This is a genomic window from Bradyrhizobium algeriense, assembly GCF_036924595.1.
In the GTDB taxonomy this organism is placed as follows: Bacteria; Pseudomonadota; Alphaproteobacteria; order Rhizobiales; family Xanthobacteraceae; genus Bradyrhizobium; species Bradyrhizobium algeriense.
Genome location: NZ_JAZHRV010000001.1, coordinates 7904288 through 7925626, shown reverse-complemented (window position 1 = coordinate 7925626; position 21339 = coordinate 7904288). Strand labels below are relative to the sequence as shown.

At 60.0% G+C, this 21339-nt stretch carries 16 protein-coding genes; 5 read left to right on the top strand and 11 right to left on the bottom strand.

What is annotated here, in order from left to right; all coding sequences use genetic code 11:
* Window positions 1–120: 120 nt before the first annotated feature.
* Complete coding sequence (locus V1286_RS37960; protein ID WP_334489137.1) at window positions 121–1281, bottom strand: serine hydrolase domain-containing protein; 1161 nt, start codon at window positions 1279–1281, stop codon at window positions 121–123.
* A gap of 202 nt (window positions 1282–1483) precedes the next feature.
* Window positions 1484–3013 carry a group II intron reverse transcriptase/maturase gene (gene ltrA / locus V1286_RS37955; protein ID WP_334489134.1) on the bottom strand — a complete coding sequence of 510 codons (1530 nt, stop codon included), beginning with the start codon at window positions 3011–3013 and terminating at the stop codon, window positions 1484–1486.
* A gap of 48 nt (window positions 3014–3061) precedes the next feature.
* Between ltrA and V1286_RS37950 the strand changes: the two genes are divergently transcribed.
* Complete coding sequence (locus V1286_RS37950; protein ID WP_187436064.1) at window positions 3062–3301, top strand: hypothetical protein; 240 nt, start codon at window positions 3062–3064, stop codon at window positions 3299–3301.
* Window positions 3302–3577: 276 nt separating this feature from the next.
* Here V1286_RS37950 and V1286_RS37945 read toward each other — a convergent pair whose 3' ends face one another.
* The 3 genes from V1286_RS37945 to V1286_RS37935 all read right to left on the bottom strand — a co-directional run bounded on the left by V1286_RS37945 (window position 3578) and on the right by V1286_RS37935 (window position 6953).
* Window positions 3578–4417, bottom strand: coding sequence for a substrate-binding periplasmic protein (locus tag V1286_RS37945; RefSeq protein ID WP_334489128.1), 840 nt, complete (start codon window positions 4415–4417; stop codon window positions 3578–3580).
* 302 nt (window positions 4418–4719) lie between these two features.
* A complete protein-coding gene (locus V1286_RS37940) occupies window positions 4720–5712 on the bottom strand; it encodes an ABC transporter substrate-binding protein (protein WP_334489125.1) in 993 nt (330 codons plus the stop codon).
* Between the two features lie 278 nt (window positions 5713–5990).
* Window positions 5991–6953 carry an ABC transporter substrate-binding protein gene (locus V1286_RS37935; RefSeq protein ID WP_334489123.1) on the bottom strand — a complete coding sequence of 321 codons (963 nt, stop codon included), beginning with the start codon at window positions 6951–6953 and terminating at the stop codon, window positions 5991–5993.
* A gap of 608 nt (window positions 6954–7561) precedes the next feature.
* Between V1286_RS37935 and V1286_RS37930 the strand changes: the two genes are divergently transcribed.
* From V1286_RS37930 to V1286_RS37920, 3 genes are read left to right on the top strand one after another with little or no spacing between them, the layout of a single operon-like run.
* Entirely contained in the window at window positions 7562–10549 is a 2988-nt protein-coding gene (locus V1286_RS37930) for a GAF domain-containing protein (RefSeq protein WP_334489120.1), read from the top strand.
* Window positions 10546–10911: a response regulator gene (locus V1286_RS37925; RefSeq protein ID WP_247518347.1), complete on the top strand. Its 366-nt coding sequence runs from the start codon at window positions 10546–10548 to the stop codon at window positions 10909–10911. Before V1286_RS37930 ends, V1286_RS37925 begins: the two co-directional genes overlap by 4 nt.
* A gap of 14 nt (window positions 10912–10925) precedes the next feature.
* Window positions 10926–12044 carry an adenylate/guanylate cyclase domain-containing protein gene (locus tag V1286_RS37920; RefSeq protein WP_334489114.1) on the top strand — a complete coding sequence of 373 codons (1119 nt, stop codon included), beginning with the start codon at window positions 10926–10928 and terminating at the stop codon, window positions 12042–12044.
* A gap of 206 nt (window positions 12045–12250) precedes the next feature.
* Here V1286_RS37920 and V1286_RS37915 read toward each other — a convergent pair whose 3' ends face one another.
* The 6 genes from V1286_RS37915 to V1286_RS37890 form a co-directional block, all read right to left on the bottom strand.
* Window positions 12251–13234, bottom strand: coding sequence for an ABC transporter substrate-binding protein (locus tag V1286_RS37915; protein ID WP_334489111.1), 984 nt, complete (start codon window positions 13232–13234; stop codon window positions 12251–12253).
* Between the two features lie 292 nt (window positions 13235–13526).
* Window positions 13527–14516, bottom strand: coding sequence for an ABC transporter substrate-binding protein (locus V1286_RS37910; RefSeq protein ID WP_334489109.1), 990 nt, complete (start codon window positions 14514–14516; stop codon window positions 13527–13529).
* A 231-nt stretch (window positions 14517–14747) separates the two neighbouring features.
* Window positions 14748–15710 carry an ABC transporter substrate-binding protein gene (locus tag V1286_RS37905; RefSeq protein WP_334489106.1) on the bottom strand — a complete coding sequence of 321 codons (963 nt, stop codon included), beginning with the start codon at window positions 15708–15710 and terminating at the stop codon, window positions 14748–14750.
* Window positions 15711–15951: 241 nt separating this feature from the next.
* Window positions 15952–16926, bottom strand: a complete 975-nt coding sequence (locus V1286_RS37900; protein WP_334489103.1) for an ABC transporter substrate-binding protein — start codon at window positions 16924–16926, stop codon at window positions 15952–15954.
* 229 nt (window positions 16927–17155) lie between these two features.
* Window positions 17156–18160 carry an ABC transporter substrate-binding protein gene (locus V1286_RS37895; RefSeq protein ID WP_334489100.1) on the bottom strand — a complete coding sequence of 335 codons (1005 nt, stop codon included), beginning with the start codon at window positions 18158–18160 and terminating at the stop codon, window positions 17156–17158.
* 228 nt (window positions 18161–18388) lie between these two features.
* Window positions 18389–19387 carry an ABC transporter substrate-binding protein gene (locus tag V1286_RS37890; RefSeq protein WP_334489097.1) on the bottom strand — a complete coding sequence of 333 codons (999 nt, stop codon included), beginning with the start codon at window positions 19385–19387 and terminating at the stop codon, window positions 18389–18391.
* A gap of 351 nt (window positions 19388–19738) precedes the next feature.
* Here V1286_RS37890 and V1286_RS37885 point away from each other — a divergent pair, with 351 nt between their 5' ends.
* Complete coding sequence (locus V1286_RS37885) at window positions 19739–20989, top strand: adenylate/guanylate cyclase domain-containing protein (protein WP_334489095.1); 1251 nt, start codon at window positions 19739–19741, stop codon at window positions 20987–20989.
* Window positions 20990–21339: the final 350 nt, after the last annotated feature.

The window sequence follows — 21339 nt, the reverse complement described above, 5'->3', positions numbered from 1 at the left end:
GCGAACTTCTGCTCTTCTCCGATCAGCGGACATCGCCGACCGGGTGCGTCAGGTCCGAAAAGGGCCAATAGGCGACACGAAGGCGCCGCTGCACCGTGGCCTACTGCCAGTCCCGCCCCATCAGGAAGGCATTGCCGCAGGCAGGATAAACTCAAACTCGTTCAGCAAAATAGTCTCCGGAAGGTTCATCCGGTTCGGCAGCCATGCATGAACGAGCGCCACCAGGCCCAAATCCGGAATGATCATCAATCGCTGACCACCCCAGCCCATCGCACCGGCCCATTCGACGACTCTTCCGCGGCAGAACGAGCGCCCGAGCCACCAATGATAACCGTACAGGAACATTCCCGGTCCGTTGTTGCGAGGCTTGATCGAGTCCGCGATCCAGGCCGACGGGACAATCTGCCGGTCATTCCAGACACCGCGGTTTATCACCAGCTGACCAAGCTTCGCCCAGTCGCGTGGGCGAGCCCGCAATGCACCGCTCGCCTGCGGCTGACCATCCGGCAATTGTCGATTCCATTCGACGTCCTCGATGCCCAGTGGCGCGAGCAATTCGTCTCTCGCCAGCACGTCAAGCGACTTGCCACTCGTCTTCCGCAAGACCGCGCCAATCAACTCGGTCGCTCCGCTATTGTAGTTGTACGTGTGCCCCGGCGGCGCAGCGGCCGGCCGTTCCAGGACGTAGCGATAAGCGTCCTTCGCGCCACGCATGTTGCCGAGGCTATCGAACGGCGGCTTAAACTCGGACCAATCAAGGCCGTCCGACATCGTCAGCAGATGGTACAGCGTGATCCCGCTCTTCTCTGGCGTGCGCACATCGGCATATTCCGGAAAGTAATCCAGAACCAGTGCATCCAGAGTTTTGATCCAGCCACGCTGCAGGGCGACGCCGACCAGGAGCGAGGTCACGCTCTTGGTCATCGAGTTGCCATTGTGCCTCGTCGTCGCGTTGAACACAGTATGCTTTGCTGGCTCAAGACCATTTTGATCCTGCCCGGCAGCGTACTGCTCGTAAACAAGCACACCGTCGCGCGCAACGATGATGGCGTGAACGTTGTCGAGCCGGCCATCGGCCACACGCCGACGCATATCCTGCAGTAGCGCGGGGTCGAACCCATGCCCTGCAGGACTTCCGACACGCCAACCGTCATGAAGATCCGCAGGACTGTCCGACACGCTCTCCGAAGTCATCGGGGCTCCTTTTGCTGAACCGTGCCCGGCAAGCAGCAATGCTCCGGAGCCGACAATGACGGCGCGTCGATCCACGCTGCTAACCACGTTGCAAACTCCGTAAATGAGAACGAGAGGTTGTCTCTTCGGCGGTAAGAAATCAAGTCCAACTACGCTGCCAAGCCAATTCTATTGCTCCGGGTCACAAGGCGACACGACCCAGGCCTCTTCCTGTGGAGCCAAAGGTCCGCTTCGGGTCAAACGCGTCATTTCGACTGTGCGCCGACTACTTTCGCGGTAGGGACGCGAGTTACCTCGCGCCCCCCGCACAGATCCGTACGGGCCCAATTCGGGCATACGGCTCCCACCTTGGGTGTCTAACGGCGAAGCGACTCTCCGGCCACGGATGAAGGATTCGCGGTTTCGGGAGCCAGTCGTCGGCCAACCGCTTGATCCGCTCCCAGGTCGTCCAGTCTTTCTGGCTCCGCTGCCGTAGCGTGCGCCGCCAGAGATTGGTGACGTGGAATAGGAACGCGGTCAGCGTCGAACTATTTGTCGGCACCGCGTGGTAGTTGAAGTAGCCGGTGACGACCTGCTGCAACCATCTTCCCTGCTGGGGAATCGGCTGATGCATGCACCGTCGCAGTTCCTGTTTGATGGCTTGCAACTTTGCCTGCATGCGATCCCGCCGGGACTTCCGTTTGATTTGGAATTTGCCCCGACGAGTTTTGCCGCAGATAAAGGTGAAGCCCAGGAAGGTGAAGGTCTCCGGTTTGCCGAGCCCGCGCCGCTTGCGGTTTTCCACCGCGAAGCGTCCAAACTCGATCAGCCGGGTCTTCTCCGAATGCAGCGACAGTGCAAACTCCTGTAACCGCTTACGCATCTCGTCGAGGAAGCGACGGGCGTCGGTCTCGTGCTCAAAGCCAACAATGAGGTCGTCGGCGTAGCGCACGATGATCATATTGCCCGCAGCCTCACGCCGTCGCCAGCGCTCGGCCCAGAGGTCGAAAGCGTAGTGCAAGTAGAGATTGGCCAGAAGCGGTGAGATCACCGAACCCTGCCCGGTCCCCTTGTCACTGACCGTCACGATCCCGTCTTCCAGGACGCCTGCCTTGAGCCATTTCTGGATCAGGCGGATGATGCGTCGGTCGCCGACGCGATGTTCCACAAACTTGATGAGCCACTCCTGGCTCACTGTGTCGAAGAACGAGCGGATGTCGGCGTCCAGTATCCAGTTCACCTTTGTGCTCGTGATCCCGACCATGAGCGCATCCATCGCATCGTGCGTGCTGCGTCCGGGTCGGAACCCATACGAGAACCCGAGGAAATCTTCCTCGTAGATCGCGCTCAGCACCGCAGCCGTAGCCCTCTGGACGATCTTGTCCTCAAGGGCGGCGACCGCGATCGGGCGTTGCCGACCATCCGGCTTGGGTATGTAAACCCGCCGCGACGGTAGTGCCCGATACGCTCCCCGATGGACGCGAGCATGCAGGTCCTCAAGATTGCGCTCAAGGTGCTGCTCGTAGTCCCGACATGTCAGCCCGTCCACTCCAGCTGCAGCATTCTCCTTGAGTTCAGAGAATGCCTCTGCGAGGTGATCAATACTGACGTGATGGAAGAGCGCGGTGAACTTCTCCTTCTTCCTTTGCCTTGCAGCTTGCCGTATGCGCGCCAGCGCCTGTGACACGGTTCCCCGGTACTGTGCCCGGCCCGTGCTTTGCTGACTCACATTCCCCTCGGCCCCCGCCCTTGGCTCCACCAACTCCGCAGCCGGTTGCCCGGCTTTGTTCGTCGGCTTCACAGCTACTATGGCGGGGTCAGACTTCTCATGATCGTACATCGTCGGCTACGGCTCCTCGCCTTCCCGACGCGGACCAGTGCAGCACGCATGCTGGCGCTGGCCGACCATGAGATCTCCCGGTTCCCGAGCAAGGAGCGTGCGCACATGCCAGTGTCTAAGACCACGCCGGGCCGTCTGGGCGCTCGCGTTATCGCGCCCATCCGTGTTGCCTTCCGTCACCGGAACGACGTCGGCACCCAGGATGAGGGTACTTTCGCGGCTCAATGGCTGGCCTATGCGCTCCCCTGTCAACGCTTCGCCAATACCCTCACGGGTATCTGCGCATGACTCGGGGTCGATGCGGTTCGCTACTCCTTCATCGTGATGGACTTGCACCATCTACTCCTTGCCGGTCTCCCGGCGCACTCCGGTCTACCCCGGTGAACGGACATCCTCAGGATAGGCGGGCATGTCTCAAAGGTGCCATAAGCGGAAGAACTGTTCAGTAGCACAGTGCAGCTTCCTGTCCGTGAGCAGACGCCTTAACATCAAGGCATCTAGCCTTGCTTGCACCGTGAAGATAGAGCAGTGGGCGTAGTGTCAGTCGCACCAGGCTTTGCATCCTTACTGTAGACCTGCGCCGGAAGGGGGTAGATAGGTAATGCCATACTTCGCGTAGATCTGCGCTGGTATCCGCTGCTCGACAACTCGTGACACCGCAGCATCCACGGCTGCAAGCAGCGCATCGTCCGCTCGGCGAAGCCCGACTGAAACACTCCAGCGCAGTGCCGGTTCTGGCTCGTATCCGTCGGGTATCCTTACTGCCGTGCTGGGGTGTTCGTGCCGATACCAGCCGACAACCACGGGGTTTGTGGCGCCGACTTCGATTTCGCCTGCCTCGATAGCGGCAATTATGTCTTCTTGAGAGGCGAAGACCGAAACGCGGAAGCCGTGTTTGGCCAACCACTCGTGCTCGACGGTGCCAGCCATGACGCCAATCTTCTGACCGTGCAAATCCTCAAGCCGACGAACCGAAGATCGAGATGAAATGGCGAGGACAACACCACTGTCTGCGTAAGGTCTCGAATAGCGAAGAGGTAGATGGGTTGTCAGCGGCCCGGTAAGTCCCTCCCGATCGTAGCTTGCGGCGGAGGCGACGACGTCCATCAAGACATCGCAATCCGAGTTCTTAATATCACCGGCGTTTCGAACCCAGGTCACACCGAGCTCAAATCCCATCTCGTGCGCCAATACTTCCGCGAGCTCGACTTTGAACCCGGCAAGACCACCTCTATCGGTGAGGTTCGAATAAGGGAGTGCGGATGGGTTGGCGCAGAGGCGTAGGATACCATTCTGCCGCACCTCTGCTAGTGATGCACCGTCCGCACGGTGTGTTGTGCCTTGGGCGATGAGCGTCGCGAGTATGGCGATAGCAGCACTGCCAGGGATCAGACCATGATGCATCAACGAGGCTCCAGATTCCAAAGTCGCGCGCCGAGGCAAGTAAATAGTAGCGGTGTCGTCAGGCGACAACCCGAGTACTGCCGCCTGCCGTCAACACGATCAGTTGCCCCATCTCCTCACATCTGAGGTTCGCATCTAGGCGCGATCGGAAGCGCGCTGCCTAGGTCGCCTTAGGGTCAAAAGCGGCGGTGGAAGGGAGCAATGATCGATGTCCGGTTTGCCGCTGACAATCGACGTCACAAGGGCTTAGGCGCGGTTCGGCTGTGGGCCAACAACGGACTCATGCAACGCAGCAAAAAGCGCTATTCGATCACCTCGTCAGCGCGCGATAGGAGCGCAGCGGGTACAGTAAGGCCCAACGCTTTTGCGGTCTTTCCATTTATGATCAATTCGAAGCGAGTTGGCTGCAGGACTGGCAAATCGCTCACCTGGGCACCTTTGAGGATGCGGCCCAAGTAGGTGCCACCTTGACGATATACCTCAGCGCGGCTTGCGGCGTAGCTCATCAAGCCACCAGCTGCAACGAATTCGCGATACGACAAAATCGCCGGGATTGCGTGACGAAAAGCAAGCGCGCCCAGTTGTTCGCTGCGACTAACGAGGAACGCATCGGCGCCGATCAACAGCGGCCCCTTTCGTGTTTTGGCAAGGTTTTCGAACGCCACATCGATGTCGTGTTCGGCCGCGATATCAGCGGCATGTATGTCTAACTGTAATCCAAGTGTGCGCGCAGCGTACTGCATGTCTACAACGGTCAACTCCGCAACTGGGCTATTGCGGTTGATGAACAGCGTGATGATGGCAGCGTCCGGCAACATCTCATGCAAAAGCTCCAGCCGTTTTGGGCCCAGAGTGACATTGAGCAAAGTCACTCCGGTGACATTTGCAGCCGGACGGTTGAGGTTTGAGACGAGCCCGGCCCGAATCGGGTCGTCTCCTCCCAGGAAAACAATCGGAATGACGGTGGTGGCCGCTTGCGCCGCACGCGCCGCAGTTGTCCCGTCGGCGGCAATTACAGCCAAACGATGCCGCAGCAGATCGACGACCAGCCCCGGAATTCGATCGTATTGACCCTCCGCCCAGCGATATTCGATCGTGACGTTTTGGCCCTCGGTGTAACCGATTTCCTCCAGGCCCCGACGGATTGCGGTCAGGCGGCCGGCATATGATTCGGCAGAGTCGGAGCTGAGAAGCCCGATTAGCGGCATCGCTGACTGTTGCGCGCCTGCCGCGAGCGGCCACGCCGCTGCACCGCCAAGCAGCGTGATGAACTGGCGCCGTCTAATGTCGAACATGGGGCTTCCTCCCCTCAGGCAGGCGCCGCCAATAACGAGCACTGCAGCCGACGGCCCGAGCGATCGGTCTGCCCGAACAACGATAGCACATCACGGCGCGACAGCAGACTGCTGCGATGCGGAATTTCGATCGGGCTGATGACCGCCTTGGGTCATTCGCGTTGGTTTGGCCGGACCACGGCGACTTCCGGTCTGCCCCGGTGAACGGACATTCTCAAGATAGGCGGGCATGTCTCAAAGGGGCCAAAACCGGACTCATGCGCCACAGCAAGAAAACGCTATTCGATCACCTCATCCACGCGCGTAAGCAGCGACGGAGGAATGGTGATGCCAAGCGTTTTGGCGGTCTTGAGATTCACGATTAGCTCAAACCGGGTCGGTTGCGCGACTGGCAGATCGGCCGGGCGTAAGCCCTTCAGTATCTTGTCCACGTATATGGCCACTTCCCGCCACTGGTCGGGATCAGAGGCGCCGTACGACATCAGACCGCCCGAAGAAGGAAACGAACCAACCATCGAGAACGAAGGCATCTGATGCTTCAGTGTGAGTTCGATGACATCCCTCCGTACCAAGGTTGGTTGAATAATAACTGCATCCACCTTGCTTTGGCTCATTCCCTCAAAATGACCCTCGGCATTCTCCGTTGGATGCATCATTACCCGATTGATCTCGATGCCAAGGGCCGGTGCTGCGAGCTCGATCTGACTGAGAAAGGGCTTGCTGAAGGGGTCCACCGTGTTCGCCAGAACTGCAACGCGGCGAGCGGCCGGCAACGTCTCACGAATGAGTTCGACGTTCTTAGCCATGACTTCTGCAGCGATAGCCGTATTTCCGGTGATGTTACCTTCAGGCCGTGCCAGGTTCTTCACAAGTCCGGTAGCAACCGCATCGCCGACTGCCGCCATGATGATGGGAATGCTGTTCGTGGCTTGCTTCGCCGCCATGGCAGATGGCGTTTGCCAAGCGACAATAACGTCGGCTTTGAGGCGAACCAATTCACTAGCCAAATCTCCAAGGGCTGCCGCATCGCCACCCGCGGATCGCAGCTCTAGGCGAAAACTCTGGCCTTCGATGTAGCCAATTTTTCCCAGCGCTTCTCGAAGAGCTTTCAAAAAGGGACCGGGATTAGGATTCCCCAAAACGAGTACGCCGATTGTCGGAACTTTGATTTGCTGCCCAAACGCAGCAAAGGGACATATTACGGCTCCGCCGAGGCTTAAGAGAAATTCACGCCGTTTCATCCTTGTCCCTGAGAGCAATGAAGCGCGGCTATTCATTTAATTGCCCGAAGCCCAACGTGGTTTCCGGTGCCTGTTTTAGCCGCTTAACAGCTACCTGTATATCCAATTGGACTGGGTCATTCGCGTCGGTTTGGCCGGACCACGGCGACTTCCGGTCTACCCCGGGTGAACGGACATTCTCAGGATGGGCGGGCATGTCTCAAAGGTGCCAACTCGGACTCATGCACCGCAGCAAACTACGCCCTCATTGGATCACGTCGTCGGCGCAGCTAACGCATGCGATGGGAGGTGGAGCGCTGTCAGTGTCTCAAAATTACGAAGCGTCCGGGCCGAGTTTGGCTCCGAGATGATTGCTGCCGCACTCGCCATGGGCAAGCACGTCGCCGCGCTGCCAAGGAATGAGATGAATTCCTTTCGTCGCATGCGCCCTCCCCCTCAGAGGACCACGCCTGTGGCATGGAGAGTTTGGCAGCTTGGTGGTTGGTCGCCAGGGATTATCGCTTTCGGTACCTCTCTGCTGGGCGAGCAACCTCGGTTCCCGTCACCGGCCTGCCGGCTCCCGATCCGCAGAATGAGACAAGCTGCAGCATTGCTGCTAGATTTGAGCAATGAGCATCTCCCTCCACCCGGACACGCCACGGGGTCGGACGCTAGCGGGATCGCCGGTAGCGAGCGCGGGGTTGGGAGCGGTTTCATCCGGCGCGAGGAACCGCAGCGGGCTCTTCATCAAGTACGTTGCGCTGTTTGTCGCCGTGGTTGGCGTCGCGCTGCTAGCCAACGGGAGTTTCGAGGTTTTCTTCTATTACCGCGAGCACAAGGCCTCGCTGATCCAGATTCAGCAGGAACAGGCGGTGGCTGCGGCGGCCAAGATCAGCCGGTTCATCAAGGAAATCGAGAGCCAGCTCGGATGGACCACCCAATTACCATGGTCGGCGGGTTCAATCGAACAGCGCCGCTTTGACGCGCTACGATTGCTGCGTCAGGTGCCGGCGATCACCGAACTCGCGCAGGTGGATTCTGCCGGCAAGGAGCGGCTGCGCGTCTCGCGCTTGGCCATGGACGTGATCGACAGCGGCCTTGACCTTTCAAAGGAGCCGAAATTCACCGAGGCCGTCGCCCACAAGGTCTACTACGGGCCGGTCTACTTCCGCAGGGAATCCGAGCCCTATATGACGTTGGCGGTGGCCGGCACCCGTAAGGACGCTGGCGTCAGCATCGCCGAGGTCAACTTGAAGCTGATCTGGGACGTGGTGTCCCAGATCAAGGTTGGCGAGCACGGCCGCGCTTATGTCGTCGACGCTGAGGGCCGGCTGATTGCGCATCCCGACATCAGCCTTGTGCTGCGCAACACCGACATGTCCAAGCTCGCGCAGGTGCAGGCGGCGCAAGCTGGGCAGGCGGGCGGCACAGCCGACGAGCTGCAGGGCGCGCGCAACATCCAGGGGCAAGAGGTGTTGACCGCATCCGCGCCGATCTTACCGCTCGGTTGGACCATGTTTGTCGAACTGCCGGTCGAGGAAGCCTATGCCCCGCTCTACACCGCCTTGCAGCGGCTAGCGTTCGTGCTGCTTGCGGCATCAGTGTTTGCAGTGCTTGCGGGAATCCTGCTGGCGCGACGCATGGTCGGCCCGATCCAGGCTCTGCGCGCGGGCGCCGCACGCATCGGCGCCGGCGATCTCGGCCAGCGCATCTCAATCAAGACCGGCGACGAACTGGAAAGCCTCGCTGACCAGTTCAACGAAATGGGCGCGCGGTTGCAGGAATCTTATGCCGACCTGGAAAACAAGGTCGAGCAGCGGACCGCAGAATTGCGGGAGTCCCTGCAGCAGCAGACGGCGACCGCGGAAGTGCTCAAGGTAATCAGCCGGTCGGCCTTTGACCTGCAGACGGTGCTCGATACGCTGGTCGAATCTGCCGTGCGGCTGTGCGAAGCCGATTCCGCGCTTATCTCCAACCTCGAGGGAGAAGCTTATCGGGTGGTAGCAACCTTTTCCTTTGCGCCCGAATACAACGCGCTCATTCGAGGTCGCGTTTTGCCCGTTGGGCGTGGGAGCATGACCGGACGGGTTGCATCTGAGGGACAGGTCGTCCACATCGCCGACATCGCTTCCGACGAGGAATACTCCATAACCGAGACGGTGACGCTGGAAAAAACTCACACCATGCTCGGCGTGCCTCTACTGCGCGAGGGGGTCGTGGTCGGTACGATCAATCTCGGACGCCAGCGGGTGCAACCCTTTACTGACAGGCAGATCGAGTTGGTTCGGACTTTCGCCGACCAGGCCGTGATCGCGATCGAGAATGTTCGATTGCTCGATGAGCTTCAGGCGCGAACGGAGGAGCTCGGGCGCTCGGTCCAGGAGCTGAAAGCGCTCGGCGACGTCACGCAGGCGGTGAACTCGACGCTTGATCTCGAAACCGTGCTTGCGACCATCGTCGCCAACGCGGTGCAGCTCTCGGGTACCGATGCCGGCGCTATCTACGTGTTCGATGAGGCGCACCAGCAGTTCCGGCTGAGCGCCACCTACGGAATGGACGAGGCGCTGATTGCAGCGATCCGCGACCAACGAATCGGCGCCGGTGAGAGGCTGATGCAGCAGGCCGCTTCGGTTCGCGGACCCCTGCAGGTCCCCGACCTGCGTCAGGAGCCCTCCTCGCCGACGCTGGAGCTCATCCTACGCGCCGGCTATCGATCGCTGCTGGCTGTGCCGTTGCTCAGCCGCGACACCATCGTCGGCGCCCTGGTGGTACGGCGGCGCGACACCGGTACGTTCGCGGCTGGCAAGATCGACCTCCTGCAGACCTTCGCGGCCCAATCCGTGCTGGCGATCCAGAACGCCAGGCTGTTCCATGAGATCGAGGACAAGAGCCGGCAGCTCGAGATTGCGAGCAAGCACAAATCGCAGTTCCTCGCCAACATGAGTCACGAGCTGCGCACGCCACTCAACGCCATCCTCGGCTACACCGAGCTGATCCTGGACAACATCTATGGTGACATGCCCGACAAGATGCGAGCGGTGCTCGAGCGCGTTCAGAGCAACGGCAAGCACCTTCTTGGTCTGATCAACGACGTCCTTGATCTGTCCAAGATCGAGGCGGGTCAGCTCACCCTGTCGCTGACCGACTACTCGCTTAGAGACGCCGTACACGCCGTGGTCGTCGCGGTCGAGTCGCTCGCGACCGAAAAGGATCTGGCGCTCAATGTTGAAGTCGCCCCGGATCTGCCCATTGGCCGCGGCGATGAGCGTCGCCTCGCGCAGGTGTTGCTCAACCTTGTCGGCAACGCCATCAAGTTTACGGACCGGGGCTCGGTGTCGATCAAGGCTTCGGCAGCGGATGGCACGTTTACGGTCGCCGTTCGTGATACCGGGCCCGGAATTTCGGCAGACCATCAAGTGACGATCTTCGAGGAATTTGCGCAGGCCGACACATCCTCGACCCGCAAGAAGGGCGGAACGGGGCTCGGCCTGTCGATCGCCAAGCGGATCATCGAACTGCACCACGGGCGGATTTGGGTGGAATCGGTCCTTGGCGAGGGCGCGACATTTTCCTTTATGATTCCGGTGCGAGTCGAGCAACAGGCGAGGCAACCATGACCAAGCGCATCCTGGTGATCGAAGATCAGGAGGACAACCGGCGAATCCTGCGGGATTTGCTTTCGAGCGTCGGATACGAGCTGATCGAAGCCGAAAATGGCGAGGACGGCGTTGCGGCAGCCGCCGCGGATCGGCCCGATCTCATCCTAATGGATATACAGCTGCCCCTTCTGGACGGCTACGAGGCGACACGCCGGATCAAGGCTCAATCGGCGCTCTCCGCAATCCCCATTATCGCGGTGACCTCCTACGCCCTGAGCGGAGACGAGGACAAGGCGCGGGCTGCGGGCTGCGAGGGCTATGTCACCAAGCCCTTTAGTCCGCGCGAGCTGCTCGCCAAGATCCGGGAATATCTGCCCTAACGAGCCGAGCTCCGATGCACCATCCTCCCCGCATTCTAATCGTCGACGACAGCGAGGCGAACCGCGACATTCTCAGCGCACGGCTTGCGCCACACGGCTATGAGCTCATGCAAGCGGCCGACGGAGAGGAAGCGCTCGCTGCCGCGAGAGAAAGGGCCCCGGATCTGATCCTGCTCGACGTCATGATGCCCAAGATCGACGGCATCGAGGTCTGCCGCCGGCTCAAGCAGGATGCCGAGCTGCCGTTCATGCCCATCATTCTGGTGACGGCCAGGGCCGATACCAGGGATGTGGTCACAGGGCTCGAGGCCGGGGCCGACGAATATCTGACCAAGCCGATCGATCAGTCCGCGCTGGTAGCGCGTGTGAAATCGGTCCTGCGCCTCAAGGAGCTTCATGACAAGGTGCAGGGGCAGGCGCACGAACTCGCCGACTGGAACCGCACGCTCGAGCAGCGCGTCACGGAGCAAGTCGCCGAGATCGAACGCATGGGCCGGCTCAAGAGCTTCCTGGCGCCGCAGATTGCCGAGATCGTTCTGTCCTCGGGCGAAGAGCTCTTGGACAGCCACCGCCGCGATGTGACCGTGTTGTTCTGTGATCTGCGGGGGTTCACGGCCTTTGCGGAGACGGCCGAGCCGGAGGAGGTAATAGCGGTTCTGCGCGAGTACCACGCGGACCTCGGTGGGCTCATCCACGAGTTCGAAGGCACGCTGCACCGCTTTGCCGGCGATGGCATCATGGTCTTGTTCAACGATCCGCTGCCATGTGTCGATCCTGCGCTGCGCGCCGTTCGGCTCGCCGTCGCGATGCGCGACCACGCTGCCGCGCTTGCGACCAACTGGCGCAAGTTGGGTCACGAACTCGGGTTCGGGGTCGGCATCGCCCACGGCTACGCCACGCTCGGCCGCATCGGTTGCGAGGGCCGGTTCGACTATTCGGCCACCGGCTCGGTCGTCAATCTCGCCGCGCGACTGTGCGCCGAGGCGAAAAACGGACAGATCCTGATCGACAGCAAGGTGTTCGCGGCGATCGAGGAGCTTGCAGAGACCGAGCCTGTCGGCGGGCTCGTGCTCAAGGGCTTTCACCGTCCGATCCAAGCCTTCAATGTGAATGTGTGCGCACTTCACCCGTAAACGAAATTCAAGACTTGGTCGACTGAATCTCCAGACCGGTCGCAATTGTGTCGCTACGCCGATCTGAATCCCCATAGCCCACGTCCGGCCACTTACATGCCTCTCCCGCGGTTCCTTGGAGGTTTGCGACGCCGACCCCCGTGTGTGCGGCACCACCATCATGGGGCCGGCATCCGAAAACCTTCACAAACCCGGAAGTGCCGATCTTATTCGATCACCTCGTCGGCGCGGACGAGTAACGAAGGCGGCACGGTGAGACCGAGCGCTTTGGCCGTCTTCATGTTGATCACCAGTTCGAATTTGGTCGGCTGCTCCACTGGCAGATCGGCAGGCTTGGTGCCTTTGAGAATCTTATCCACGTGGCCGGCTGCACGGCGGAAAAGATCGGCTATATCGGGCCCGTAGAACGACAATCCGCCGGCATTGGCGTAGTGTCGGAAAAAGTAGTTTGCCGGAAGATGATACTTCGCCGCGAGCGCGATAACTCGTGGAGCCTCGACAAAGGTGAGAGGATCGCCAAGGTCAACTATGCCATCGGCGTGCTGGGCGGCAGCCGAGGCAAAGACGATGTCCAGTTCCTCAGCCGTGCTCGCCTCTACTATCGGGAGAGCCACGCCTAGTTTGCGGGCCGTTTGGGGCAACTCCTCGGCTACTATCAACCTGTGAATTGGATTGCCCGGATTGACCAAGATCGCAATTTTCGAGGCGGTAGGAACCATTTCCCGCAGGGTTCCTATCATTTTGCTGGTGAACTGTCCCGGTACCACTGTCGCAAAACCCGTAATGTTGCCACCTGGTCGCGATAGGCTTTGCACGAGGCCGAGCCCCACGGGATTGCCCACAGCCACGAATACAATCGGAATGGTGGCAGTTGCCGATTTCAGGGCTGCGGCTGCCCGTGGTCCCGCGACGATGAGCACATCGGGACTGAGAGCAATCAGGTCGGCAACCGAAGCTGGCAGTCGATCCGGGGGGTGGGAAAAACGATACTCGATAATCAGGTTTCTTCCGTCTATCCAGCTGTGGCTTCGCAGTCCATCAAACAACGCAAGCTCGGTTTGATTGAGGGCCTGCCCGCTCCCATCACCTACAGCAAGAAAGCCAAGCCGACGGCGTGTCCCCTGCGCCCACGAACGCTGTGGCGAAACGAGCAGCGCCGCAGTCGCCGCTATGAACTCCCGCCGCTTCATTCGATCCTCGTCGCAGCATGAGGAGACGGGTGAGAGTATCAGATTTCGATGGTCGTCGCACTCAGTGCTGGCGTAGATGCTGCGTCGCAAACGCGGCGCGTAGCGCACAACTGCTATGGGTCAAAAGCGCCGTTTTGAGCGCGCGCCGATCACTTCCGATCGACCCCTATAAGCAGACAATTTTATAGCCAGTCAGCACTTCGCATTTGTGCCAACTGCGGACGTGCCGTCACACACGTCCGGGGCAGCTATGTGCCAACTTCGAACTCATGCACCGCAGCAAACTACGCCCTCATTCGATCACCTCGTCGGCGCGGGCGAGCAGCGATGGCGGCATGGTCAGCCCGAGCGCCTTGGCAGCGCTGAGATTGACAATAAACTCGAACTTGGTTGGCTGTTGAACTGGAAGATCCGCAGGCTTGGTGCCCTTCAGGATCTTGTCTACGTAGGTCGCAGCGCGCCGGGACAAATCCGATAGGCTCGCGCCATAAGCGATGAGGCCTCCAGCCTCCACAAATTCCCGAACGCCGTGGATGGCAGGCAAGCGATTTCTCGCTGCGAAGTCGACAATCTGTTTTCGATAACCAACGGTGAGTGGGTCTTCGACCGTAATCAGGCCCTCTGGACGTTGGACTTTGGCAGCCTCGAACGCTGTATCAAAATCATCGGGACTGCGCACCTCAAGCGATTGCAGCGTAATTCGCAATGTCCGGGCGGCACGGTCCGTCTCTCTGAACACATCCGCCGCATAGGGATTGGCAGCATTCCACAGGATGGCCGCTCTGGAGACGTCGGGCAGAAGCTCCTTGAGTAGCTCCAACCGCTTCCCGCCCAAATCCGGAGCCATTAGGCTCAAACCTGTGACATTCCCGCCTGGGTGCGCCAAACTCGGAACAAGCCCGCTCCCGAGTGGATCGCCAGCAGGCGCCGTGACAATGGGGATCGTCGAGGTGGCTTGCTTGGCGGCGAGTGACGCCAATGTTCCGTTTGCAACGATGACATCGACCTTGAGGTGCACCAACTCTGTGGCCATGCCGGGTAGCCGATCCGAATGACCTTGTGCGAATCGGTACTCGAAGGCAATATTCTTCCCTTCCATCCAGCCCAACTCACGGAGGGCTTCAACGAAAGCTCGTTCGAGTCCGACGCCACCCTGCGCAGCTGCGGCGCCCGCGTTGACATAACCAATACGGTATAACTTGCCCGCCGGCTGTGCTCCTGCATTGAGCGGCCAAGCAAGTGCCACGCCGCCAATGAATTTAACAAATTGCCGCCGCCGCATGGCTGTCTCCCGGATCAGGAGAACGTTAGTCCCAATTCAAATTATCGCACTGAACGGGGTTCGGGGATAGCGTCAGCCGCGGTCGGCGGGAGGTGGCTGATGTCTCAAACGGGTCATTCGCGTCATTTTGGTCGTCGGCCGACTACTTCCGGTCTTCCCCTGCAAACGGACATCGTCAGGGTCGGTCGCCATGTCTCAAAGGTGCCTGCCATAAGCAGACATTCACCGGCCTCATTCAATCACCTCGTCGGCGCGGGCGAGCAGCGACGGCGGGACGATCAGGCCGAGCGCTTTGGCAGTCTTCAGGTTGATCACTAGCTCGAATTTGGTCGGCTGCTCGACCGGCAGATCGGAAGGCTTGATACCTTTGAGGATCTTGTCGACGTAGCCGCCAGCACGGCGGAACAGATCGGGGATTTCGGGGCCGTAGATGACCAATGCGCCATCGGCCAATATCCGGAAGAGATGGATCGCAGGCAGATGATGTTCCGCGGCGAGCGCGACAACTCGCGGGGCCTGGCGAACGGTCAGAGCATCGCCAAAAACAACCATTGCATCGGCGCGCTGGGCGGCGGCCGAAGCAAAGGCGGTGTCGAGTTCCTCGGCCGTGGTCGCCTCAACCATCAGCAGAGCTATGCTTAGCTCCCGGGCTGTGCGGGGTACCTCATCGGCTAAAATCTGCCTCTGCATTGGGTTGTCCCGATTGACTAAGAGCGCAATTTTCGAGGCGCCAGGAACCAGTTCCCGCAGGATTTCTATTTGTTTTCCGATGAAATTTCCCGGCACCACCGTCGTAAGACCGGTCATGTTGCCGCCTGGACGCGACAGGCTTTGCACGAAACCGATCCCCACAGGATCGGCCACAGCCACGAACACGATCGGAATGGTAGTGGTTGCCGATTTCAGGGCTACGGCTGCTTGTGGCCCGGAGGCAACTACCAGATCAGGAGTTAGAGCCATCAACTCGGCAACCAGCGTTGGCACGCGATCCGGGGTTTCGGCATAACGATATTCGATGAGCAGGTTCTTGCCCTCGATCCAGCCCTTTTCGCGCAAGCCACTGCGCCACGCTTCGCGAGCTATCGGATCTAAGAAGCCGAAGACACCGATCCGGCGAGGCGTCCCTTGCGCCCACGAACGCCGTGGCGAAACGAGCAGCGCCGCAGCAGATGCTATAAACTCCCGCCGCTTCATTCAATCCTCATCGCAGCTTGAGGAGACGCGGGTGAGAGTATCAGATTTCGATGGTCGTCGCACTCAGTGCTGGCGTAGATGCTGCGTCGCAAACGCGGCGCGTAGCGCACAACTGCTATGGGTCAAAAGCGCCGTTTTGAGCGCGCGCCGATCACTTCCGATCGACCCCTATAAGCAGACAATTTTATAGCCAGTCAGCACTTCGCATTTGTGGACTCATGCGTTGCAGTAATCAGCCGCGTCATTCAATCACCTCGTCGGCGCGGCTGAGTAATGAAGGCGATACCGTGAGCCCGAGGACCTTGGCGGTTTTGAGATTGATAACAAGTTCGAATTTTACAGGTTGCTCGATAGGCAAATCCGCCGGCTTCTCCCCGTTTAAGACCTTTTGCACATAGCCCGCCAAACGTTTGGCCTCAAAAATCCGACTCGGCCCGTAGGACAGCAAAGCACCGCTGTCTGCGAATTCCCGCCACGACGCAATCACTGGAAGATGACGCTCTTGGCCGTGTTGTGCGATTTTAGCGGCAACAATGCCAGTAAGGCGTGACGAGATGACGAGCAGGCCATCGGCGCCACTTGCACCCACCCCCTGCAGCGATGCATCGAGATCGGCGATCTTGTTTATCGGGTGGGTCGTTAGCTCAAGGCCGAGCGATTCGGCTCCGCGCCGTGCAAAAGTCACTTCGTCATCGAAATGCTGCGGATTGAATATCACCGCAACCTTCCTGACGTTGGGCGCCACTTCCTTGAGCAGTTCCATCCGCTTCGCCGCCATTTCATCCGTAAGAAACGTGATCCCAGTGAAGTTCTTGCTTGGTCGAGCAAGAGACACGGCAATTCCCGACCGGATAGGGCTATCACTAACGCCACCGACGATGGGTATGCTACCTTTGCTTGCCTCAAACAGTGGCTTGATAACATCACCGCCAACAGCGAGCAGAAGGTTGGGCCTTTGCGCGACAAGTTCGGTGGCCAATTCCGCAAGTCGATCCGGCATACCGTTGGCATAGCGGAAGATGATTTCGATGTTGCGGCCATCGAGAAGTCCGGCCTGTGCGAGGGCGTCCTTCAACGACTGATCGACTGGTCCCAATTTTTTGGCGTCGCCAAATACTAACCACCCAATCCGGGGCAGCGATTTCTGCGCACGCACGGCAAGCGGCCAAGCTGCCACCATGCCGCCAAGAACCGCTATGAACTCGCGCCGCTGCATCCGGACACGCTCATTTAGTTCATCTCAAAATCTAATCTAACACCTTGCGAATGAGCGGCGAGCCAAAAATGGCAAGCAAACGGCATCAAACGGTATCAGGGCCTGATGTCTCAGATGGGTCAAAAGCGGCGGTCTCTGCGCGCATCAGGTTCGGTTCCGCTCCGAGAGCCGCCTTCTGCGGCGGTTCATGGGCAGTTCGGCTAGGGGGCCATGAACGGACATGGCAGAATTATTCGATCACCTCGTCGGCGCGGGCGAGCAGCGCCGGGGGCAGGGTCAGGGCGAATGCTTTTGCCGTCTTCAGGTTGATTAGGAGTTCAAATTTGGTCGCCTGATAAATCGGAATGTCACCCGGTTTGGCACCTTTCAGGATTTTGTGCACGTCATCAGCTAACCGCCTGAACAGCTCCGTGAGATCGAGCGCATAACCCATCAGCACGCCGGCTTCGACGTAATCGCGGTACGGACATATCGTCGGCAAGCGTTTTTTCGCGGCGAGCTCGGCGATGAGCTGGCGGTTGGCGTAAAGGTCGCCCTCTCCGCTCACCAGCAGCGCGTCCGGCCGTTGCTCTGCTATCGCATCGAAGACGCGCTCAATCTCAGAGGGTTTCCCCTCCTGCGGGAAGACAAAAGCCAGCGAAATTCCCAAACGCGCGGCGGCGCCCCGCAAGACTTGCTCCACAGACCCTTCCCATCCGCCGCGCATCCCCAGGAATACGGCCTTCTGCATCGAAGGAATGGCTTCTTTCAAGAACTCCAGCCGCTTGCCCCAGATCTCGATGCCGGCATCAAGCGTGATGCCGGTGAGGTTGCCGCCGGGCCGCTGCAGGTTGGTCACCAGCCCCGCCTGCAGCGGATCCAGCATGAAAGCAACAATCGGTATCGTACCGGTTGCCGCCTTGAACACGGTCACGACGGGATTCGTTCCGGTGACGATCACATCCGGGTTGCGGGTCACGATTTCACGGACCACTTCGGCATAACGGTCATGACGTCCCTCGGCCCAGTAGCGTTCGATGATCAGACTTTGTCCTTCCACGTAACCCAAACGGCGCAACTCGCCGAAAAAGGCGCGCCATGCGCTGCCCCCGCCCGTTTCAGTCAGGAGCGCCGGCGGGATTGCCGGATGGAACATCGCCAGCCGCGGCGGTCTCGCCGCTTGCTGCGCGCGCGCCGCCAGCGGCCACGCCACCGCCGCGCTGCCGAGCAGAGTAATGAACTCGCGTCGCCTCACTGCCATCGCCTCCCGCGCTGACCAAAACGATAGCACACCTCAGTACGGTGGGAGACTGCTGCGCTGCGGAATTCCGGCCCAGCTTAGGACCGGATTGGGTCAAAATGCTAAGAACTCAAGGTAAGCAAATCTAGTCCGCCATGCCTCACTGAGCGGACCTCAATGAGGCGGGTCGCCACTTCGCTGATGGGCCAACTGCGGACTCACGCGCTGCAACAAAAAGCGCCATCATTCGATCACCTCGTCGGCGCGGGCGAGGAGCGACATCGGGACGGTCAGACCGAGTGCCTTCGCTGTCTTGAGGTTGACGATCAGCTCGACTTTTGTGGACTGTTGGACCGGTAAATCGGCTGGCTTCGCACCTTTAAGAATGCGTCCGACATAGGCGCCAGACAAACGATAGGAGGCCGTGACACTGCCCCCGTAACTCATCAGCCCGCCGGCGGCTGCAAACGCGCGGTATTGAAAGATCGCTGGTATTGCGTAGCGGACTGTCAGTGCAGCCAGCGTTTCGCTTTGGCTGACGAAGAAACCGTCGGTACCTATCACAAGCCCACCTATTTGCATCCGCTTGAGAAGCGCGAACACATCTTCGAAATCGCGTTCGGCACTCGCATTCAGCACGCGGAGTTTTAGGCCGAGCGCGATAGCTGCCGTTTGCAGGTCCCTGGACTGGACCTCGGTTACGATTTTATTTGTCGGGTTGAGGAGCAGGCCCAGCGTGGTCGCCGCTGGAACGACCTCGTGGAGTATTTCCAACCGTTTCCGGCCAGTATCTAGGTTCAAAGTAACCACCCCAGTGGCATTGCCGCCGGGACGGTTGAGGCGTGCAACAAGCCCGGTTTGGACGGGATCGAGACTACCGTGAAAGACGACGGGTATAGTTGTCGTTGCAGCCGTCGCGGCTAGAGAAGCTGGGTTTCCGCCAATCGTCGCAATGACAGCCACGCGGCGGTTGACAAGATCGGCAGCCAATGCCGGAAGTCGATCGTATTGGTCATCCGCCCAGCGATACTCAATGGTTACATCTCGACCTTCGACTAAACCTGCCTCGCTCAAACCCTGCCGAAAGGCCGCGAGCTGCGCCGCGTATCCTTGCGCTTTTGTCGCTCCCAGCAGCCCGATTATCGGCATGGATGGCTGCTGTGCACGTGCGACCAGCGGGATAACTGCCATGCCACCGCCCAGGCTGAATATGAATTCTCGCCGTCGGATGCAGGTTGCCATGCGACCCTCCCGTGGGGTCATGTCCATGCAACTGACCGGACGATATCACGCTTCAGCGGTGGAGCGAACATGCTTTTGCGCTGCGAACGTCCTGGGCCGCCCATGTCTCAGTTGGGTCAGACTCGGAAGTTCAAATCTTCAAGACTGGTTTCCGGTTTACCTTTGACAGCCGACGTGGAGAGGACAATTGCTTTGTTCGGTTGAGGGCCAACAGGGGACATTGAGCCGTTCCCGACAATCCAGGCTGCTGCTATAATTCCGGTCGGCCGGAAAGTCCCGGCAAGCGTGGGGTCGTCAATGCAGCCAGACACCCGATACGCCAAGAGCGGCGACGTTCACATCGCCTATCAAGTGTTCGGTGAGGGCCCGCTCAACGTTGTCTTCGCTCCGCCGGGCTTTACCAACGTCGAGCACTGGTGGGACGAACCGGAGGTCAGTCGTTGGCTGTTGCGCCTGGCGCGCTACGCCCGGGTGGTGATGTTCGACAAGCGCGGCACGGGCCTGTCGGATCGGGTCGCTGACTACCCGGGCCTCGACCAGCGCATGGACGACCTGCGTGCGGTTACGGACGCCACCGGCATGCAACAGGCGGCGCTTCTCGGCATTTCTGAAGGCGGCACGATGTCGGCGCTATTCGCCGCGACCTATCCCAGTCGCTGCCGCGCGCTGGTGCTCTGCAACGCCTATCCGGCATCGACATTTGCTCTGTCGACGCTGGAGCACTCTCTCGACTATATCGAGCGTGACTGGGGCAGCGGCGACAGCGTGGCAAGGTTTGCGCCCTCCCGCGTCAATGACTGCGCGTTCAAACGCTGGTGGGGCAAGAACGAGCGAGTGTCCAATAGCCCTGCTGGCGCCGCCGCGTACGCGCGCATGAACCGTCTGATTGACATCAGCGACATCGTCTCGACGATCCGGGTCCCGACTCTCGTCATCCACCGGACGGACGACAGGAACATCAGCGTCGAGGGCGGCCGGTTTCTCGCCACGCATATTCCAGGCGCTCGCTATCTCGAGTTCCCAGGGGTCGACCACATCCCCTTCGTCGGCGACAATGCCGACGACATCGCCGATGCGATCGAGGAGTTTCTGACCGGCTCGCTTGCGCCCGTCGCGGTCGACCGCGTGCTTGCCACGGTGCTCTTCACAGACATCGTCGGCTCGACCGAGAAAGCCGCCGCGCTCGGCGACCATCGCTGGCACGACCTCCTTGACACTCATCACACCGCGATACGGCGCACCCTCTCACGCTTCCGCGGCCACGAAATCAAGACGACCGGCGACGGCGTTCTTGCTACTTTCGACGGTCCGGCACGCGGCGTGCGCTGCGCTTGCGCCATCGCCGACGAAATCAGGCCGCTGGGCATTGAAGTCCGCGCCGGACTTCATACCGGCGAGTGCGAAGTGATCGGCGATGATATCGGCGGTATTGCCGTTCACATCGGAGCGCGTGTGGCGGCGCTCGCCGGCGCGAGTGAGGTGTTGGTGTCGGGCACGGTCAAGGACCTAGTGGCGGGTTCCGGCTTGCGTTTTGGTGATCGCGGCAATCATTCGCTCAAGGGTGTCCCCGGAGATTGGCGCATCTTTGCAGTCGAACGGTGAATGCGCCGTTCTAACCAATTCGGATTGACGCTGCTCTCTTCTCCCCGCGCAAATGTCTCTTGCGGGTCAATCGCGTCACTTTGGCCGTCGGCCGACTACTTCCGGTCTTCCCCTGTGAACAGACATCGTTGCCGTGCGTCGGTACGTCTCAAAAGTGCCAACAGCTGACAATGCAAGAGACCGTGCAACTGGATGCCCGCGATGCACGACGATAGGCGCCCAACCTTTTCGATCGCCGCCTCGTGCTTGACGCAGGAGCCGTCCTCCAGGAAGATTCGCCCAACGAAATCGTGCAACGCCTCGAACGCGGCGCGGCCGAGATCGTTGGCAACGAAGACCTCTCGGATGGC

Excerpts from the sequence above, each read along its gene's own strand:
- ltrA (WP_334489134.1), bottom strand. The coding sequence starts at position 3,013 with ATGTACGATCATGAGAAGTCTGACCCCGCCATAGTAGCTGTGAAGCCG.
- V1286_RS37950 (WP_187436064.1), top strand. The coding sequence starts at position 3,062 with ATGCTGGCGCTGGCCGACCATGAGATCTCCCGGTTCCCGAGCAAGGAG.
- V1286_RS37945 (WP_334489128.1), bottom strand. The coding sequence starts at position 4,417 with ATGCATCATGGTCTGATCCCTGGCAGTGCTGCTATCGCCATACTCGCG.
- V1286_RS37940 (WP_334489125.1), bottom strand. The coding sequence starts at position 5,712 with ATGTTCGACATTAGACGGCGCCAGTTCATCACGCTGCTTGGCGGTGCA.
- V1286_RS37935 (WP_334489123.1), bottom strand. The coding sequence starts at position 6,953 with ATGAAACGGCGTGAATTTCTCTTAAGCCTCGGCGGAGCCGTAATATGT.
- V1286_RS37930 (WP_334489120.1), top strand. The coding sequence starts at position 7,562 with ATGAGCATCTCCCTCCACCCGGACACGCCACGGGGTCGGACGCTAGCG.
- V1286_RS37925 (WP_247518347.1), top strand. The coding sequence starts at position 10,546 with ATGACCAAGCGCATCCTGGTGATCGAAGATCAGGAGGACAACCGGCGA.
- V1286_RS37920 (WP_334489114.1), top strand. The coding sequence starts at position 10,926 with ATGCACCATCCTCCCCGCATTCTAATCGTCGACGACAGCGAGGCGAAC.
- V1286_RS37915 (WP_334489111.1), bottom strand. The coding sequence starts at position 13,234 with ATGAAGCGGCGGGAGTTCATAGCGGCGACTGCGGCGCTGCTCGTTTCG.
- V1286_RS37910 (WP_334489109.1), bottom strand. The coding sequence starts at position 14,516 with ATGCGGCGGCGGCAATTTGTTAAATTCATTGGCGGCGTGGCACTTGCT.
- V1286_RS37905 (WP_334489106.1), bottom strand. The coding sequence starts at position 15,710 with ATGAAGCGGCGGGAGTTTATAGCATCTGCTGCGGCGCTGCTCGTTTCG.
- V1286_RS37900 (WP_334489103.1), bottom strand. The coding sequence starts at position 16,926 with ATGCAGCGGCGCGAGTTCATAGCGGTTCTTGGCGGCATGGTGGCAGCT.
- V1286_RS37890 (WP_334489097.1), bottom strand. The coding sequence starts at position 19,387 with ATGGCAACCTGCATCCGACGGCGAGAATTCATATTCAGCCTGGGCGGT.